Source organism: Wolbachia endosymbiont of Litomosoides sigmodontis (assembly GCF_013365435.1).
In the GTDB taxonomy this organism is placed as follows: Bacteria; Pseudomonadota; Alphaproteobacteria; order Rickettsiales; family Anaplasmataceae; genus Wolbachia.
This window is the reverse complement of the sequence record NZ_CP046577.1, coordinates 184,181-201,464: the sequence shown is the minus strand read 5'-3', so window position 1 is coordinate 201,464 and position 17,284 is coordinate 184,181. Positions and strand designations below refer to the sequence as shown.

Here is a 17,284-nt window from a genome sequence, read left to right as displayed (position 1 = left end):
AAATTGAACAACAGTAAGTTATGATACACTTAATTTCTAAGCAGTCAACAATATTAGTTATTGCTTATTCAAGCAATTCATGCTAGTAACTTACTGCACAGCTAATATAATAGATGAAGTAGAATGTTTCAGTTGATTATTGCAATTGCAGCCATTTTTAGTACTGTAAGTTGCTATGCAATTAGCCTTGAAGAAGCTGTAAACAAAGCCATTAAAAATAGTTCAAGGCTTAAATCTCAATTTTACCAATATAAAAGCGCTGAAAAATACTATAAATCTTCAGGGCTAGCTGAGTTCTTGCCAGATGTTAATTTGCGACACAATTTTATTAGCAATTTTAATATTGCCAACAGTACACAAAATCCACGAGGACTCCTTGCATTAAATCAGAAAATAATAGATGGAGGCGGTACCTTTGCTACATTTAGTCAATCAAGCCATCTTCTCAAAGCAGCAAAAATTCAATTTCAAAAGTCAAAGCAAGAGCTTGCACTTAATGCCGTGAAAGTATACGTTGACGTTCTAAGAAGCAGAGCAATATTACAGCTCAAAGAGCATAAAGAACGCGTCTCTTTGGAAAATTTGTCGGAGGTAAAAAAACGTTTTTCTCTTGGAGAAGTAACAAATGCTGAAGTTTCACTGGCAAAAGCAAAATTTTCATCTTCAGTGTCAGAAAGAGTAGATGCCGAAGGCAAATTAAAATCGGCAAACACTGCTTACTTTCACCTAATTGGAGAAGACCCTGATGAACTTTCTGAAGCTAGTGATAAATTACCTTCTATTCCAGAATTAAATGAATGTTTACAGTTAGCAAGAAGCAACAACCTATCTTTGAAAATAGCAGTTTATCAAAAAAAAGCAGCAAGAATGGGAGTGTTTGCCGAAACTTCTAAGTGGCTACCTTCTCTGCATCTTAGCATAAATAAAATTCTTGACATAAAAAATATCAACATCAAAAAGCCCTTAGAAGGTACTAGCATTGCTTTTACTCTCGATATCCCAATTTTAAAAAGGGGAATAAATGCTTTTGGCATTAGCAAAGCTAGAATAGATGCAAAAAAATCCACTTACGATTATTATGAAACAGTGAAAAACATAGAGCAAATGGTTGTAAATGCTTGGAATGATGTGTTGACAGCAAAGGCTATCATTAAAGCAAGTCAGGAAGCTGAAAAAGCAGCATCTCTAGCATTGGAAGGAGTTGAACAAGAAGTAAGTTTAAACTTAAAAAGTATAACTGACCTTTTATATACTGAAGACACGTTATTCAAAGCACGTTCAGATTTAGTTAAAGCGCAAAGCAATTACGTGATTAGTGTTTATAATTTACTTTTTATAATAAATAGTATAAACCTTTAAGTTTAATGATATTAATATTATGAATGACGAACAAAGCAATCAATCTGCAAAAAACATCTTAGAAGATATAAAAAAAGCCACATCTGCTAAAAGCTCAAGTGATAATGCAATGAAAATAGGAGATGTAGTAGAAATAGCAAAGGAGAAGGAAGACGAAAATGCTCTGTACCTTGAGGAGGAGTATTTAGAAGGTTTGGGAGAAGATAGTAAAGAGCAGAATAACGAAAAATAAGATACCAACAATGATCATCGGAGCAAAAAAATAGTTTCTAATAATACTCAATTTAATAATCACAATTATGACTCACAGGAAGAAAAGGACGTTCCACTTGCACTATAATACTCAAATATGTAATAAAAAAGTGAATAACAGTGATTTAGAAGCACAAAATAGCGATCATCTAATTTTAAAAGAGAAGATATTAAGAGATTAAAGAGCTACTTAAAAAAATGCAAAATGAATTACAGCACAAACAACAAAAAAAATTCAACTTCACTGTTGAAGGATTAGTTACATCTCTTTTAAAACCTCAATTGTCAGAGTGGCTAAAAGAGTTCAAAGATATCATCAATAATAAGTGATTTTTACAAGGTATTAGCAATAAAAACTAGAGTAAAAACAGCTAAAGGCAGAAAATTATCCTCAACAAGGTGGCTGCATCGTTATTTAAATGACCAGTATGTACAAAAAACTAATAAGGATGGTTATAGATCACGCTCAGCATATAAATTGATAGAAATAGATAATAAATTCAAATTACTCCAAGCAGGGCAAAAAATTATTGACCTTGGTGTTTCTCCTGGTGGATGGTCACAAGTTGCATCTCAGAAAGGTGCAAAAGTGGCTGCTATTGATATAAAGCCAGTAAACTCAATTAATGGAGTGGAATATATACAATGTGATATCAATGAACTTGAAACTTTAAGAAAAAGATTTAAAGATCAAAAATTTGATGTAATTCTATCTGACATGGCCCCAGAATCTTGCGGATTAAAATCTTTGGACCATATTAGAATCATGCTTTTATGTGAAGCAGCATTAAATTTTGCAAAACATTTTCTAAATCATGGTGGTAAGCTTGTAATAAAAATCTTCCAAGGAGAATCTGACAAAGAATTTTATAACGAATTAAAAAAAATGTTCAAAACAGTAAAATACTTTAAACCAAAATCAAGTAGATCTGAATCTGCAGAAATGTATTTGGTAAGTTTAGATTTCATCAGCAACAGTCCAATTATATAAGAGCAATGGCAAAACTTTTTAATCTTGCTCTACAGCAAATTTCAATGCCATATGAGTAGCTATAGTACTATTAACTATTAGAATGGCAAAGATTAAAGCAGTAATAAATAACATATGAATACTTAAAAATAAACTTTCAAAATGAACTAGTAACTTAAAATATATAAATGTTGGCATTATAGTTGGCAAAACAAGAATTTGTGATATTCCTAATGCTAAGTCGTTTCGACCAATCATTAACGCATTTCCAGTAGCTGAGATATTAACTATTATCAGTGCGTTAAGTAATAAAGAGAAACCTATTGCTATTGAATGTTCAATGTTATTACCCAGAACCACAAGATTAAATATAGAAGAAATTACCGAGATTGGCAGTCCGAACAATAACCAGTGAATAAAAATTTTATAAGCAATTATAACCCTAGAAGAAAATGGCTGTATAAAGATTTGCTCCAATATTCCATCATGATAATCAGAGATAAATAAATTACTTGTAGAGATTTGCAAGATAAGCGCAACACATATCCATATTAACGTTAACATGACCTCTTGCTTACTGTTGCTTTCAAGTGCAAATGAAGATAGACTTAACATTATAATAAAAACACATATTGTATAGACAAAATTTTTACTATTTATTGCTAATCTTCCTATTGAGACAATCATACTAGTCTTTTAAATATTTATTATAAATTATAATGTCTAATTTTAGATAGTATAATTTCTTTACTCAAAAAATTACACACAATTTACTACTTAATTAATAGTATAATTATGAAAGAGTCACCAAAAATAAAATTACCAAAAAGTTACACTCCTTCAGAAGACGAAGAATACATGAGCATAAAACAGTTGAAATACTTCAACTCAAAGTTAAGATCAATGCTTGCTGAGCTAGAAAAACAGGAACTAGAAGATAGTGTATACTATACTGATGAAGACGGTGAAAATGAAAAATTAATTAAGCACAGAAAAGATAAAAAAGAAAAAATCAAGGAGGCGTTAGAAAAAATAAAACTAGGTACCTATGGCTATTGTGATAGAACAGGAGAAGAAATAGGAGTTGCAAGACTAAAAGCTAATCCGCTTGCTGTGTATTGCATTGAAGAGCAAGAGAGATTAGAAAAGGAAAAGAACGTATATAACATTGATGACTAACTGTCATATAATTATCTAAACCCTCAATCTTTTAAGCCTTTCTTTATCTAATATAGAGCTTATCTCTTCTACGCTCTTATCAATATCATCATTGATTACTACATAATCATATTTATCGCACTTACTTACCTCTTTTTGAGCTTCAGCTAACCTGCGTTCTATTTCACTTGCACTGTCACTATTACGTTTTTGCAAACGCAACCTAAGTTCCTCCATTGAAGGAGGAAGTATAAAAACACTTACAACTTTTTCCCTCATAACCTCAAATAAATGAAATGCTCCTTGCCAATCTATACTTAGTAAAACACTTATTCCACTGTTCAGGTTCTGTTCTATAAAGCTTCTTGGCACGCCATAAAAATTTTCAAAAACTCTGGCGTACTCAAGCATTTGACCAGCTTTGCACAACTCATAAAATTCTTTCTTAGCAACAAAAAAATAATCTTTTCCATTTATTTCACCGGAACGAGGTTTGCGTGTAGTCATAGAAACTGATCTAACTAAGTTAGTTGATCGCCCAAGTAATCTCTCTAATATAGTAGTTTTGCCAGCTCCAGAAGGAGAAGATAAAATCAATAACACACCTTCATTCTCTATAGTCATTTTCCTCTTCTAAGCACAAGTTAACAAGCACACTACAAAGTTCTTCATTTGATTAGGACTTTACATTTTCTAATATGGCACTTTTCAAATCAGCTTTGAAAAAGCTAGAATGATCTAAATTAGAACCAGATAAATTAGTATCAATAAGAGAAGAATTATTGAAAATAGCATGGCGCAAATCCGACTTTTCAAGGTTCGCTTTATCTAAATTAACATTTATAAATTTCGCCCTGCTCAATATCGAATTAGAAAAATCTACATTTCTTAGATTCATATCCTTAAACTCAAAGTAAGAATAATTTACATTAAACTTTTCACCTTGCAATATCTTTTCTTGCAACTTCTCAATTGAAGTTATAGCACTTTCTAAGCCAGCAAGTTTCTCTTGCCCTTTATTATCAATCAAAATCGAATGATCAAACTTACAATTTACTAGATGAGCATCAATAACTGAGCCTTTATATATGCTAGAAGAATGAAAAGACGTATCACTGATCGTTGAATTGCTGAAATTACTCAGAAAAAAACTGGTTTTCTCAAAGGTATTATCACGAAGTAAAGAAGACTCAAAGTTATTTTTAACAAAATTTGAACTAGTTACTTTTAGAGTAGACCAGTTTGAATTACTTGCTATTAAATTAAAAAATGTTGAATTTTCTATCTCACTAGAATCAATGCTATTGTAAAAAAGTCTACTATTATAAACTTGAGAGTCTCTTACTTTTACTTTATACATCGAAGTTGAGGAAAGGTCTGTACCTTCTATCTTCGCAAAGGTAAATAATGAATGGTCAAAAAACGAACCATTCATATTAGAATGTGCAACTCTAGTATCACGAAATTTTCCATAGCGAATGTCAGAATCAGAAACATCAACTTGATGTAGTTCGCTAAAACTAAAATCAATATTGAATAAATCAGCGTCTTGAAAACTGACTTGAGAAACATATGAATATTTTACTTTGGAATCACTCAACATAGATTGAACAAAACTTGAATTATCATCATTTACATAAGAAATTTGAGTTTTGCTTAAATTAGCTCTACTAAAATTGCTGTCAATGATAGTGGAAGAATTAAGGCAAACATTAGAAAGATTGCTACCTGTGAAATCCGATTCTTTTATTTCAGCGCCATATATATTAGCATTTTTCAATGAGGAAAATTGTATTTTTAGTTTATATGAATCCACTCCCAAAAAATTCGCATTATCAAGAATGCTTCTTTGCACAATAGTATTGTTTATTTCACTGTCACTAAAATTTACATAGCCCACATTTGAGTCTAATAAGCTGAAAAAACTCATTTTCACATCTAAAAAATTAGCATGCAAACCAGTCATATTGTGCATTCTCACTTTTTTGAGGTCAGAGCTGACAAATTCAGCACAACTAATATCAGACTGATCAAATATAATATCTGTCAAATTTGCAGAAACAAATTTTGCAAAACTTAAATTCGTACCTTTTATTTTTATACCTTGCAAATTAGCATTAGAAAAATTAGCCCCACGTAAATCAGAATTAATAAAGGATACACCTGACAAATCAGTATGGGAAAAATCAGCACCAATTAGACTTACTCCATTAAAAATAGATCCATTGAGGTACAATTTACTAAAATCCGCTCCATTTAAATTATGGCCAAAACCTTTTTTAAAATCCTCTTGAGTACCTTCCTTGTGGCACTGCACTAGAAATTTAGCAAAGTCTTTTTTACTATAAGACATATACTTTATCTTATGCAAAGTATCTAAAAAATCACTAACTGGATTTTTTACATCATTTACTTCATTTCCGTAACACGAATAACCAACTAAAATTAATATCAAAAATTTAATCATTTGCTCAGTCTTCATTGCACTGTAATCCATTATCTTCTTTTGTCTTCACAGCTCAATTATACATTTTACTTTTATCATTATCTATTTCCTTATATTCTAAAAGATATGGTGCATTTCAGCAATTGTATTTATTATATCAACTTGCCCTCTCTCAATTGCTATATTAATAGAGAATTGAAAATTATTATTAACTACCTTAGGATTACACCTCGTAACAAGAGAAAGCGTATTATACCTATCTCATATTGTTTAATTCATAAATTAGAGGAGTATACCTAAAAGTTTACTTCTAAATTCTAATATCTCTGTTAATACAGTAAAAAAGCTGTTTACTGCAGAGTCATCAATAAACGTGATTATCGGAAGATGCTCATTGCTCTGTGCGCTTCTTCTATGATACCATTCCTTTATTGCTTCCCTACTTAGTCTTATCCATTTTTTTAGATTCCTCCTTTCCTGTTGTTTACTTTCTTCACCTTTCTTACAGAGATAGGTCTTTCTTCGATTTTTCCATTGTAGTACACAGTTACCTTTTTCACTTCTTCTTTTCCTACTTAATCTTCCTCATTTTCTTTTTTCTTCTCCAATAATTGATTTACATTACTTTTTAAAGGCTCACTTTCCTCTACGTCAACCTTTTTATTAACTTATTGATTAGTTATACCTTCATTTAAATGAACACTTAAAGACTCTGTTTTTACATCTCTTTTTACTTCCTCACTCTGGCCACATCCAGTAAATATTAAGCAAACCCATCTGTACTTCTTTCAAGGAGGTTATTACCAAGGCCTGGCAAACCTTTACCAATTCTCTCATTTCTATTCATAATTTCTTCAATTATATGGGCTTTGCTCTCACCGTGTTGCAATTTTTTTATTGGTCGCTCCTTCAATTTTAGTATCTTGTGTTCCTTTTTGGAAGATTTCAGCTTGTCTGCTTGTTGGATCGTATTTTTGAGTGAATCTTGTTTTAGGTTTTTCCCCATACCTATATCTTCATGTACAGAACTAACCAACTCATCTATATCAACTCTTTTTCTTTAGCTAGCAAATTTTGTTTAGACCTTTCTTTACACCTACATTTTCATACACAGAATCAACTGATTTATCTACATCAATTTTTTCTCTTCAACCTGCTCCACAGCAAACAGGTTTAGTGATTCAAACACAATTAACAATAATGTAAAGTATGAAACACTTCTCATAAATATTCTAAAAGTAGAGGCTCAATCAAGATTGATACTATAATCAAATAATTAATCTATAGTAAAAAATTAGAATAAGAAATAAAGAGCAATTAATACCAATTTTCATGAACAAGAAACAGGCAGACAAATAATAGAAAAAGCCTTACTGAAGTAAGTAAAATAGCATTGAAATCAAAATCATTGCATAAAAAATGCTGTGAAATTAGTAAAGGAAGTACGAAATAATGCATATGTGCAAAAAACTAAATGCCTATAATTTCAACAAAAAAGCACAGCAGTATAGCAGCCGTAGCAAAAATATGTTGTATTGTTAATTTGAACAAGTTTAGTATAAATACAAGAAAATTCCAATATTACCATTAAAAAAATAAGAATAAAAATTTAGGAAAAATTTGGTTAAATGTCAGCAAATCTACAGTACATCTTAATTGCAAAAATGAAGTTTTAGTATATTACGTCAAGATAAGTTCATAATAAATAAGATAAAGGTAAGCAAAAAGAGTTAAAAAAAACTTAATGAGACTATTACTAAGTACTATAAACAAGAGTTGTTCATCTTTGATGAATCGTGATTTAGTACGCATTCGAAAATTGGACATGTATAATTTAAAAAGAACGTTAAAACACAGATTAAAGTAAAATTAGGTGGTAAAATTTTTATCTCTACAATGCAGTTAATCTTAGAAATAGAGTGAATCATAACTTACTTGCATTGAATATCAATATTGATTGTATGAATATATTTCTTGAATAAGCATTTTTGCATAGATTGTGCTAAAAAAATATCGTGGTTATATACTTGCTACCATCGTTATCAGAGCTTAATCCTATTGAAAGACTTTGTTATATAAGACAGAATATTTTGTATAATAAAGTCTATAATACAATTGCTTTGCTTGAGAGCGCTTTATACAAATTTGTTACCTTTTCTTTTTCGCTCCACAATTAAACAACTCTACAATTGTCACTTATTGATCCAATATAACCGATGAGAATTAGCATTAACAATGCCTCATTAAGTTTTTTTTAACTCTTCTGCTTACCTTTATCTTGTTCATTATGAATTTATCTTGGCGTGATATACTAAAACTTCATTTTTTGCAATTAAGATATACTGTAGACTTACTGACATTCAAGTTGAATTTTTCCTGAATTTTTATTCTTATTTTTTTAAAAGTAATATTAGAATTATCTTGTATTCAAACTAAACTTGTTCAAATTAACAATACAACATATTTTTGCTACGGCTGCTATACTGTGCTTTTTTGTTGAAATCATAGCATTTAGTTTTTTGTGCATATGCATTATTTTGCACTTCCTTTAGCATTTCTTTTACTGGTTCTACGACTTTTTTTTACAATGATTTTAATTTCAACGCTATATATTTTCCCCAGAATTATTCATAAAATTCTCATATACTTAAAGTAATGTTCAGCTAACAAGGCTATAATACTTTATTGTAATAGGCTCATCAATATTACTTACCATAGTCCCCTGTACAGTAGAAAATTAGTATAAGAACACAAAGAGCCCACCTTGCATAGATTGTGCTAGTTGGCATAAGTCAAAAAATTTAAAGGTACCTAAAAATATTGAGATTATATACTATCACCCATGCTCACTAGAGCTCAACTCTATTGATTGCTTTGCTTGAGAACGCTTTGTATAAATTTTTCCATTCTTCACTAAATAACTTAACAATGTCACTTATTTGACTCATTAACAATGAGGATTACTATAAGAACTTTTATAGAGGAGCATATATGGGGCCACAAAAAAATATAAAACTCCATTTAAATTCCACAGCTTCACAAAAAACTCAAAAGGTAGAAATAGGTTGATACAGTAAATCTTATACTACGCTAATAACATGTGGAAGGAGAGGGATTCGAACCCTCGATACGACTTTTCAATCGTATAACGGTTTAGCAAACCGCCGCCTTCAGCCGCTCGGCCATCCTTCCAAATCTTGAGTCTTCAAGACAAATACTCTATATAATACCAAGACTTCATAACCTGTCTAACCTTTTAATAGTAGCACCTTATATTAGGAATAGAATAGATTCTTCAAACCGTTAATAACCATGATTTTACTATAACCCAATAACTAAAATTAATATGCATTAATCTCCACTTTTAATAGCATTCCCAACAATTCTTTTCGCTTTTTCTGCATCAACCCACTTTCCAATTACCACTGTCTTCTCTTCCTCTAGATCTTTATAGTGTGAAAAGAAGTGAGTAATTTTATCCAGTAGGTTTTTAGGCAAGTCAGAAAAGTTTTTTATATGATCATAATAGCTATCAACACTGGAAATAGGCACAGCTAATATTTTTTCATCTTTTCCTTTTTCATCCTTAGTAAGCAAAGCACCTACCGGACGCACCGATATTAAAACACCAGACGCTAAGGGAAATTGAGTTAATACCAGAACATCCACGGGATCGCCATCACCAGCACAGGTATTTGGCACAAATCCATAATTGCAAGGATAGACCATCGCAGTAGATAAAAACCTGTCAACCCGTAATAATCCGAATTCTTTATCAAATTCATACTTTACAGGCTCAGCACTTGCACTTATTTCAATTACCACATTTACTGCATCTAATGCTATAGTTAGCTTACTTAAATCCATAAATTATCCCTTACTTTAAGAGTAAGCATTATATAATAGACTTCCTGTATAATCTAGAAAAAAGACAATTATTTTTATTGGCGTTTTTATAAGGTTGCTGCTCTTAAATTTCTTTAGTTGCAATATTAAAAAAAATTTACTAAATCAAAAAAGACAAAAGAAGTACTTGCTAACTTATTATACATATTTTCCCTTGTTTATCTATCTAAATCAACTTAGATAAATAAATAGCAGCTTTGCAGCTTGTTTTTATAAATGAAGACAAAACATTGTATCCAAGCGCACTTTCGGCATTCTGTTCAATTGCAATATTTCTGTGTTCTAGCTCTTCATCACGAAATCTACTTATTGTTTCTTTTAATTCCTCATCTTCTAAATATGAAATTTGTTCTCTGTAGTGCTCTCCAATCACTTCTTCAACTGCAGCAGTGCAAGCCATAGCAGCTTTTTTGCCCATCATTGCAGTAATAATACCAAGTGATAATCCTAGCACATACCAAACTGGCAATAAAACAGTAGGGCGAACTTTTTGCTCTTTAATTTTACCATTAAAATAATGAAAATGTTTCTTCTCCTGCTCTTCCATTTCAATTATCTTGTTGATTATAGAAGATTTCTTAAGAACAAATTTTTGACCGGAATAAACACAAATAGCGCCATATTCTCCAGCATGATTTACTCTAATTGCTTGGTGCAAGAACTTACTATTGCTATACCTTAATCTATTTAGATCTCTTCTCTTCTTCACAATAAATTTTACCTGATAAGAACAAAGCTACTATAAGATAAATAAGATTCCACATTGCTAGAGAAATACCTAAAATATAACGAGGTCTGTCGCAAGATGGAGAGTAATTAATGTTTAACAAATTATCTCTCAACTCTTCTACGCTAGCGTTACCACTTGCTTGCTCTGTACAGCCTAAAAGATCATAAAATAAGTGAAATTCAAGACCCATATGGTAAAAAGATATTACTACACCCATAAGATAGCTGCAAAACATTGCATAAATTAAAATTTTGTTGTTTTCAAGCATATACACCACAGCAAGTAATCCTACAATATAATAAATTATCCGCTCATATATACATAACTTGCATGGTAGCATATTGAAGAAATATTCCAGTACATACGCAAAAATTAAAGCAACAGCAGCTGACAGTAGAAAGACTATAGAAACTCTAGAGTTATTATACATAACTTTAAGTGTATTATTATACATAACTCTGAAAGTATAAAGCAGAGTCTTCATTTTGCATAGGGATTTTTATTCTTTCTTAAAAGAAGTTTAACAGGTATACCATCTATAAAGAAATTCTTCCTAAGACCGTTAATTAAATAGCGTTTATAACTCTCATTAACACCTTCAGGCACATTACATATTAAAGAAAAAGCTGGAGGTTTAGTACCAATTTGAGCAATATATCTCATCTTAATTGCCCTACCTTTTACAAACGGGTGAGGATGCCTATCTAAAATATCAATTAGCCACTTATTCACTTTTGCAGTGCTAACTTTTTTATTCAAGGATTCATTCACTTCAAGACACTTCTCTATTACATCATTGCAACGAATACCTTTCAGGGCAGAAATCGTTATAGTTGGCACTTTCAAGAACAACTTAGTTATCTCTTGTTGTCTTACAAACTTTATCAACCTGCTTCTATCATCTTTATTTATTAAGTCCCATTTATTTAAAACAATAATAATTCCCTTTCCTTCCTTAATTGCAGCTTCACTAATTGATAAATCTTGCTGCTCAATGCCAAGTAGAGAGTCTAGCATCAAAATTACTACATGAGAGCGCTTTATTGATTCCATGCTTTTTCTAATAAACTTTAACTCTAAATCATCTACAATATTCGCCCTTCTACGAATTCCCGCAGTATCGATGAGAGTAATGAGTTTTCCATTATGATCATATGTAATATCCACGGAGTCACGCGTGGTGCCAGGTTCTGAACTTGTTATTAATCTATCTTCTGAAAGTAAACTGTTTAAAAAAGTTGACTTTCCAACATTTGGACGGCCAATTATTGCAACCCTCAGTCTATTAGGTTTATTAGATTGATTCCCAATGCACAACGCTGGAATCTGCTCATCTTTTTTCTGAATCTTAGTGTCGGCTACTTTGATGATAGGCAAGGATTTTGGAATAATAGAGGAGGAATAATTTATAGAAGAATCAATAACATCAGCCAATGTACTATAAAGATCAGCCATGCCAAGATTATGTTCAGCTGAGATGTATACCGGGCCTATAAAATCAAAAAACTGCAAGTAATCAACATTTTCAGATTTATAACTTTCACATTTATTTGCTATAAGTATTACAGGCTTATTTGTTTTTCCTTTTAGCCATTTTGCAAACTCTTTGTTTCGCTCATTTTGGACTTTTGCGTCAACAAGAAAGAAAATTATATCTGCACTAAATAAAGAAAATTCTATTTGTTCAACAACCTGAATAGAGAAATTAGTTCGACCATTCCACCCTCCCGTATCTATAACTTTAAACTCCAAATCACTAATTCTTCCAATTTCCTCTCGTCTATCTCTTGTCACTCCAGGAATGTTGCTAACTACTGCTGCTTTTCTTCCTACTAGCCTATTAAATAAGGTTGATTTACCAGCATTTGGCAAGCCTACTATAGTGATTTTTAGCATAGTTTAAGAGCATGTCCTATATGAAGCAAATTATAACTGAAACTTTTCAATTAACTATGGACTTTGTAGATTACATCAGTATCCTAAAATCAGCATTTTATCTTAACTTCGTTATGTACAATAGGGATAATTATGCAAGATTATAGAAAATAGAAAGTACAAGTAAACGAAAAACCAAAATAATTAGAGTATTCAAAAAAACGAGGAAATTACAATCAAGCATAATAGTTTATGAATAAGTTAATAAATATATAGAAGAAAATATCTTAAGTACGTTGCATGAAATATATATACTCTCCATCTTATATAATAAATCAAAAAAACTACCTGACTATATACTATAGAAGGAGAAAAGTTATCAATAATAGACTATTCAATGCGGATCTTACAAACATCCTATGGAGAACGATACAAATACTACTGAAACTGAGAAAAGAAAATTACAGCTTTTTGATTAGAAATATCTAATCTAGTTTCAATAAGGTAATAATATAAGTACAAGAGCCTAATAAGATGTTCAGAAGAAAGTGTTGTGGTCCCTGCAAAATTTCTAAAAAATCCGGAATTTTAAGATTTAGATGGAGCATTTTAAGGAGATGATATAATTCGATGAAAATATCTCAGACTTTAACAAAATAATGATACACGTAGACGACAAAAATCGTAAAAATTTTTCAAAGTCTTATAAAGAATTAGCAAAAAGAACCACGTATAAGCAAGATCGTTGAGGACGCAAAGGTTTTGCACAAACGAAAAGAATGAAATCTACCTCTTCCGCTTTAGAAAAAGTTAATAAATTGTAGCATTTTCAGAACAGTGGATGGAATTTATCAGAAAATTAACCATTATTATACGTACACTATTGCACACAGCAAAGGTGTATGTGTATAGTTAGTGTAGTTTATAAACTTAATAAATTTTATAATTAATTCAAAAGCTATTTTATTACATGCAAGATTTTAAAATATTAGAAAATTTACAGGCCAAAACGCTAGAAGCTGAAAAAGGTGGTGGTCTTGATAAGATTAATAAGCAACATGAAAAAGGGAAATTAACTGCTAGAGAAAGGCTTAGTATATTGCTCGACGAAAATTCTTTCGAAGAATACGATAAATTTATGAAGCATCATGCAACTGACTTTGGTATGCAAAATACTAATTTTTTAGGCGATGGTGTTATAATTGGCCATGGCACCATTTATGGTAGAAAAGTCTTTGTTTATTCTCAAGATTTTACTGTTTTTGGTGGGTCACTTGGCGCATCACACGCAAAAAAAATATGCAAAATTATGGATATGGCAATTAATGCTAGAATTCCTATTCTTGGATTAAATGACTCTGGTGGAGCAAGAATTCAGGAAGGAGTAAATTCTCTTGCAGGTTACGGAGAAATCTTTCAAAGAAATGTAAATGCATCAGGTGTGATACCACAAATTTCCTTAATCATGGGTCCGTGTGCTGGTGGTGCAGTTTATTCCCCAGCGTTGACTGATTTTACCTTTATGGTAAAAAACAGTTCATATATGTTTATAACCGGACCAGATGTAGTGAAAAAAGTTACTTATGAAGACGTAAATTACGAAGATCTCGGCGGAGCAAAAATTCATACAAGTAAAACAGGAGTGGCAGATTTTGCGTTTAATAATGACATTGAAATGTTGCTAAAAATACGTGAATTCTTTACCTTTCTACCAGCAAATAATCAAGAGCTACCAAAATCTGTACCAATCTGCAATGATGTTGATGACATTAATGAATCTTTAAATACCCTAATTCCTCATAATCGCAATACCCCTTATGATATGTATGGACTCATTGAAAAAGTTTGTGATGAAAGGAAATTTTTTGAATTAAAACCTGATTTTGCTCGTAATATCATAATTGGGTTCGGTAGAATTAAAGGAAATACTATTGGTATAGTTGCAAACCAACCTATGCATCTTGCAGGATGTTTGGATATTAACTCTTCAAGAAAAGCTGCAAGATTTGTAAGGTTCTGTGACGCATTTAATATTCCCATTACCACATTTATTGATGTGCCAGGGTTTCTACCAGGTACAAATCAAGAACACAATAATATAATACAACATGGAGCAAAGCTGCTTTATGCTTATGCTGAAGCGACTGTACCAAAGATTAGCCTTATTACCAGAAAAGCATATGGTGGCGCATACATTGTGATGAGTTCTAAACACCTAAAAGGTGACATAAATTATGCTTGGCCAACTGCTGAAATAGCCGTAATGGGCCCAGAAGGTGCAGTTGAGATTATATTTCGGCATGAAAAAGATCAACAAACATTGATTAAAGAATATAAAGAAAAATTTGCTAATCCATTTTTTGCTGCATCGCACGGATACATTGACAACATAATAGTGCCAAGCAAAACAAGGTATTATCTTTATAAAGCATTAGAGTTACTAACAAACAAGAAAATAGAAAGAATATGGAAAAAACATGACAACCTACCTCTGTAACTCTCTTCTAAGTCTTTATTATGTGGTATGTAATACTATACAGCGTGCCGTTACCAAGACTCGAACTTGGGACCTCGTCATTACCAATAACGTACTCTACCACCTGAGCTATAACGGCAGTATTCATATATAATGATAATGAATAATATAAAAAAGAATAAAGAAAAAGAAGAGGAGAGAAAAAGATTAGTAAGAGCTCTAAAGCAAAATATTGTAAAAAGAAAAAAACAGCAGCAGGTTAGACAAAATGCCAGAGCTCCCAGAAGTGGAAATAATTTCTAATTTTTTGTCTAATGAGATCAAAAATAAGCAAATAAGCGGTGTCACAGTCAATAATTGGAATTTGCGTATACCAATCACACAAAATATAGACGATTTATTAAAGGGCAAAATCATAAATAATATCAAGCGTAGAGGCAAATATATAATTTGGCACATAGACAACGATATAGCTGTCATCATACACTTTGGCATGAGCGGAAAGCTCATATATGCTAAAAATAATCAAGCTCAGAATAAACATGACCATGTGGTATTTTTATTTTCCGACAATACTTCAATAATCTTTAATGACCCAAGAAGATTTGGATCAGTTATTATTTTAAATAAAGAACAAGAAATAAGTTTTTTTAATGATTTTGGGATAGAGCCCCTCACAGAGGAATTTAATGGAGATCATTTACAGAAGTTACTGAAAAATAAAATGATCAATATCAAGTCAGTATTAATGAATAATAAATTAATAGTTGGCATAGGAAATATATACGCTTCTGAGAGCTTGTTTAGAGCTCACATATCACCACTGAGGTCAGCACAAGATTTGACGTATAAAGAGTGCAAAAAACTTGCTACTGAGATAAAAAATACTCTGAGTGATGCAATCATAGCCGGTGGGTCGACGCTGAAAAACTATACACAGCCATCTGGATCTCGTGGACATTTTCAAAATAGTTTCTACGTATATAATAAAGTTCAAAAACCTTGCAAAATCTGCAATAACATTATAACACTTATACGACAAAATGGTCGTAGCACTTATTTTTGTAATGTATGTCAGAATTAAGATTTCACTTTGGATACAACGTTTTTGCCTGTAAAAGATCCGTTTGATCTTTTTTAAATGGTATAAGGCAGTACTAATTCTCTATGTAAACAACCAACTGCATAACGCTAGCAACTTGTAACAAAGATTACACTCCATTTACAATGGGTAGTATTGCTAAATGAATATAGCAAAGAAGCTTTTGTGTTCTTCACTAACATGAATAGTAGAAAAGGGAAAAAGAATTCACTAAAAATTCTAAGACTGCACTAGTACTTTACTGGATAGAGTTTTTAGGCAAGTTCAGATTGAAGGCTAGACTAAATCTCTAGATAGAGTGAAAGAATTGGCAAATATTTCTCCTCTCGAATACACAATAGTTAAATTAGTGCATGGTGTCAAAACAATCAAGCATTTAAAAAAATTGGCAAGACTTCGAGCAAGTTATTAAACTAAAGGAGAAAGAACTCTACAACACAAAAGTCCCAAGTCCTGATTTTTGGGTAGGGCTTTGGCATTATTCCCCAAATAATCTAATTCTGGCAAGAAGGTAAGCACAGAAGACATACTAAATTTAGGCACACTCTCTTTGAGAGAAAAAATTGGAAAATAGAGCAGCTATATCCTTGAGTTATATTATTTTAGATGAGTCTTAGCAGACCAGGCAAAGTTTTCCACACATCGCCACCATTAATATGGTGGTATTTCCAAGATATTTTATCTATATAAGATATATTGCAATTATTTTCCCTTTAGGATTATGCTTTTTACATAAGCAAGAAACCCAACTTCATCACTATTTATATATCAATTTTCACTGTGCAAGTAATAGATAGAAAATAATGAAAAAGAAGCCATGCTGAAGTAAGTAAAATAGTAAGATTTAAATGGCATTGAAATCAAAAACAATTGGATGAAAAGTCATGGAATCGGTAAAAAAAGTGTTAAAAAAACTAAATGCTGTAATTGTAACAAAAAAGTACAGTATAACAGAGCCTTAGTAAAAATATGTCGCATTTCATCAGAACAGTACTAATAACTGTATGGAT

17 protein-coding genes, 2 tRNA genes and 2 pseudogenes are annotated in these 17,284 nt (G+C 31.4%); 11 read left to right on the top strand and 10 right to left on the bottom strand.

The features are described 5' to 3' along the window. Positions 1–123 precede the first annotated feature (123 nt). The 5 genes from GOY07_RS00830 (at position 124) to GOY07_RS00820 (ending at position 2,602) form a co-directional block, all read left to right on the top strand. The gene (locus tag GOY07_RS00830) at positions 124–1,359 is read left to right on the top strand and encodes a TolC family protein (RefSeq protein WP_175837486.1); all 1,236 of its coding nucleotides are present in this window, start codon (positions 124–126) and stop codon (positions 1,357–1,359) included. 19 nt (positions 1,360–1,378) lie between these two features. Continuing rightward, positions 1,379–1,591 carry a hypothetical protein gene (locus GOY07_RS04310; protein ID WP_246224432.1) on the top strand — a complete coding sequence of 71 codons (213 nt, stop codon included), beginning with the start codon at positions 1,379–1,381 and terminating at the stop codon, positions 1,589–1,591. 67 nt (positions 1,592–1,658) lie between these two features. Next, positions 1,659–1,793, top strand: coding sequence for a hypothetical protein (locus GOY07_RS04490; RefSeq protein WP_256359455.1), 135 nt, complete (start codon positions 1,659–1,661; stop codon positions 1,791–1,793). A gap of 16 nt (positions 1,794–1,809) precedes the next feature. Beyond that, positions 1,810–1,941, top strand: a complete 132-nt coding sequence (locus GOY07_RS04305) for a DUF2497 domain-containing protein (RefSeq protein ID WP_246224430.1) — start codon at positions 1,810–1,812, stop codon at positions 1,939–1,941. Positions 1,942–2,014: 73 nt separating this feature from the next. Next, the gene (locus GOY07_RS00820) at positions 2,015–2,602 is read left to right on the top strand and encodes an RlmE family RNA methyltransferase (RefSeq protein ID WP_175838471.1); all 588 of its coding nucleotides are present in this window, start codon (positions 2,015–2,017) and stop codon (positions 2,600–2,602) included. Positions 2,603–2,620: 18 nt separating this feature from the next. On the opposite strand, the gene GOY07_RS00815 is transcribed toward GOY07_RS00820, so the two are convergent. Further along, positions 2,621–3,196, bottom strand: a complete 576-nt coding sequence (locus tag GOY07_RS00815; protein WP_369800437.1) for a heme exporter protein CcmB — start codon at positions 3,194–3,196, stop codon at positions 2,621–2,623. A 180-nt stretch (positions 3,197–3,376) separates the two neighbouring features. Here GOY07_RS00815 and GOY07_RS00810 point away from each other — a divergent pair, with 180 nt between their 5' ends. Further along, entirely contained in the window at positions 3,377–3,760 is a 384-nt protein-coding gene (locus tag GOY07_RS00810; RefSeq protein ID WP_175837483.1) for a TraR/DksA family transcriptional regulator, read from the top strand. 15 nt (positions 3,761–3,775) lie between these two features. Here the strand turns inward: GOY07_RS00810 and gmk are convergent, their stop codons facing one another. The 3 genes from gmk to GOY07_RS00795 form a co-directional block, all read right to left on the bottom strand. After that, a complete protein-coding gene (gene gmk, locus GOY07_RS00805) occupies positions 3,776–4,363 on the bottom strand; it encodes a guanylate kinase (protein ID WP_175837481.1) in 588 nt (195 codons plus the stop codon). Positions 4,364–4,415: 52 nt separating this feature from the next. Beyond that, positions 4,416–6,206 (bottom strand): pentapeptide repeat-containing protein, encoded by a 1,791-nt coding sequence (locus GOY07_RS00800; protein WP_175838469.1) that lies wholly within the window; start codon positions 6,204–6,206, stop codon positions 4,416–4,418. Positions 6,207–6,948: 742 nt separating this feature from the next. Next, entirely contained in the window at positions 6,949–7,221 is a 273-nt protein-coding gene (locus GOY07_RS00795) for a hypothetical protein (protein ID WP_218938973.1), read from the bottom strand. A gap of 376 nt (positions 7,222–7,597) precedes the next feature. On the opposite strand from GOY07_RS00795, the pseudogene GOY07_RS04590 reads away from it, so the two are divergent. Continuing rightward, positions 7,598–8,362: pseudogene (locus tag GOY07_RS04590) on the top strand (transposase). 924 nt (positions 8,363–9,286) lie between these two features. On the opposite strand, the gene GOY07_RS00790 reads toward GOY07_RS04590, so the two are convergent. The 5 genes from GOY07_RS00790 to der all read right to left on the bottom strand — a co-directional run bounded on the left by GOY07_RS00790 (position 9,287) and on the right by der (position 12,717). Then, positions 9,287–9,377 (bottom strand) — tRNA-Ser (locus GOY07_RS00790). 159 nt (positions 9,378–9,536) lie between these two features. Continuing rightward, positions 9,537–10,052, bottom strand: coding sequence for an inorganic diphosphatase (ppa, locus tag GOY07_RS00785; protein ID WP_175837477.1), 516 nt, complete (start codon positions 10,050–10,052; stop codon positions 9,537–9,539). A 205-nt stretch (positions 10,053–10,257) separates the two neighbouring features. After that, on the bottom strand, positions 10,258–10,800 hold the full coding sequence (locus GOY07_RS00780) for a demethoxyubiquinone hydroxylase family protein (RefSeq protein WP_175837475.1): 543 nt from the start codon (positions 10,798–10,800) through the stop codon (positions 10,258–10,260). Continuing rightward, positions 10,775–11,305, bottom strand: a complete 531-nt coding sequence (locus GOY07_RS00775) for a disulfide bond formation protein B (RefSeq protein ID WP_175837473.1) — start codon at positions 11,303–11,305, stop codon at positions 10,775–10,777. Before GOY07_RS00775 ends, GOY07_RS00780 begins: the two co-directional genes overlap by 26 nt. Continuing rightward, positions 11,302–12,717 carry a ribosome biogenesis GTPase Der gene (gene der / locus GOY07_RS00770; protein ID WP_175837471.1) on the bottom strand — a complete coding sequence of 472 codons (1,416 nt, stop codon included), beginning with the start codon at positions 12,715–12,717 and terminating at the stop codon, positions 11,302–11,304. Before der ends, GOY07_RS00775 begins: the two co-directional genes overlap by 4 nt. A 949-nt stretch (positions 12,718–13,666) precedes the next feature. Between der and GOY07_RS00765 the strand changes: the two genes are divergently transcribed. Continuing rightward, positions 13,667–15,193, top strand: coding sequence for an acyl-CoA carboxylase subunit beta (locus GOY07_RS00765; RefSeq protein ID WP_175837469.1), 1,527 nt, complete (start codon positions 13,667–13,669; stop codon positions 15,191–15,193). Between the two features lie 45 nt (positions 15,194–15,238). On the opposite strand, the gene GOY07_RS00760 is transcribed toward GOY07_RS00765, so the two are convergent. After that, positions 15,239–15,311: transfer RNA gene (locus tag GOY07_RS00760), tRNA-Thr, on the bottom strand. Positions 15,312–15,331: 20 nt separating this feature from the next. On the opposite strand from GOY07_RS00760, the gene GOY07_RS04150 reads away from it, so the two are divergent. The 3 genes and pseudogenes from GOY07_RS04150 to GOY07_RS04300 all read left to right on the top strand — a co-directional run. After that, on the top strand, positions 15,332–15,475 hold the full coding sequence (locus GOY07_RS04150) for a hypothetical protein (protein ID WP_218938983.1): 144 nt from the start codon (positions 15,332–15,334) through the stop codon (positions 15,473–15,475). Further along, positions 15,441–16,256: a bifunctional DNA-formamidopyrimidine glycosylase/DNA-(apurinic or apyrimidinic site) lyase gene (gene mutM / locus GOY07_RS00755; RefSeq protein WP_175837467.1), complete on the top strand. Its 816-nt coding sequence runs from the start codon at positions 15,441–15,443 to the stop codon at positions 16,254–16,256. Before GOY07_RS04150 ends, mutM begins: the two co-directional genes overlap by 35 nt. Before the next feature lie 558 nt (positions 16,257–16,814). After that, positions 16,815–16,865 (top strand): annotated as a pseudogene (locus tag GOY07_RS04300) (hypothetical protein); the annotation flags it as partial. Positions 16,866–17,284: the final 419 nt, after the last annotated feature.

Excerpts from the sequence above, each read along its gene's own strand:
- GOY07_RS00830 (WP_175837486.1), top strand. The coding sequence starts at position 124 with ATGTTTCAGTTGATTATTGCAATTGCAGCCATTTTTAGTACTGTAAGT.
- GOY07_RS04310 (WP_246224432.1), top strand. The coding sequence starts at position 1,379 with ATGAATGACGAACAAAGCAATCAATCTGCAAAAAACATCTTAGAAGAT.
- GOY07_RS04490 (WP_256359455.1), top strand. The coding sequence starts at position 1,659 with ATGACTCACAGGAAGAAAAGGACGTTCCACTTGCACTATAATACTCAA.
- GOY07_RS04305 (WP_246224430.1), top strand. The coding sequence starts at position 1,810 with ATGCAAAATGAATTACAGCACAAACAACAAAAAAAATTCAACTTCACT.
- GOY07_RS00815 (WP_369800437.1), bottom strand. The coding sequence starts at position 3,196 with ATGTTAAGTCTATCTTCATTTGCACTTGAAAGCAACAGTAAGCAAGAG.
- GOY07_RS00810 (WP_175837483.1), top strand. The coding sequence starts at position 3,377 with ATGAAAGAGTCACCAAAAATAAAATTACCAAAAAGTTACACTCCTTCA.
- gmk (WP_175837481.1), bottom strand. The coding sequence starts at position 4,363 with ATGACTATAGAGAATGAAGGTGTGTTATTGATTTTATCTTCTCCTTCT.
- GOY07_RS00800 (WP_175838469.1), bottom strand. The coding sequence starts at position 6,206 with ATGATTAAATTTTTGATATTAATTTTAGTTGGTTATTCGTGTTACGGA.
- ppa (WP_175837477.1), bottom strand. The coding sequence starts at position 10,052 with ATGGATTTAAGTAAGCTAACTATAGCATTAGATGCAGTAAATGTGGTA.
- GOY07_RS00775 (WP_175837473.1), bottom strand. The coding sequence starts at position 11,305 with ATGAAGACTCTGCTTTATACTTTCAGAGTTATGTATAATAATACACTT.
- der (WP_175837471.1), bottom strand. The coding sequence starts at position 12,717 with ATGCTAAAAATCACTATAGTAGGCTTGCCAAATGCTGGTAAATCAACC.
- GOY07_RS00765 (WP_175837469.1), top strand. The coding sequence starts at position 13,667 with ATGCAAGATTTTAAAATATTAGAAAATTTACAGGCCAAAACGCTAGAA.
- GOY07_RS04150 (WP_218938983.1), top strand. The coding sequence starts at position 15,332 with ATGAATAATATAAAAAAGAATAAAGAAAAAGAAGAGGAGAGAAAAAGA.
- mutM (WP_175837467.1), top strand. The coding sequence starts at position 15,441 with ATGCCAGAGCTCCCAGAAGTGGAAATAATTTCTAATTTTTTGTCTAAT.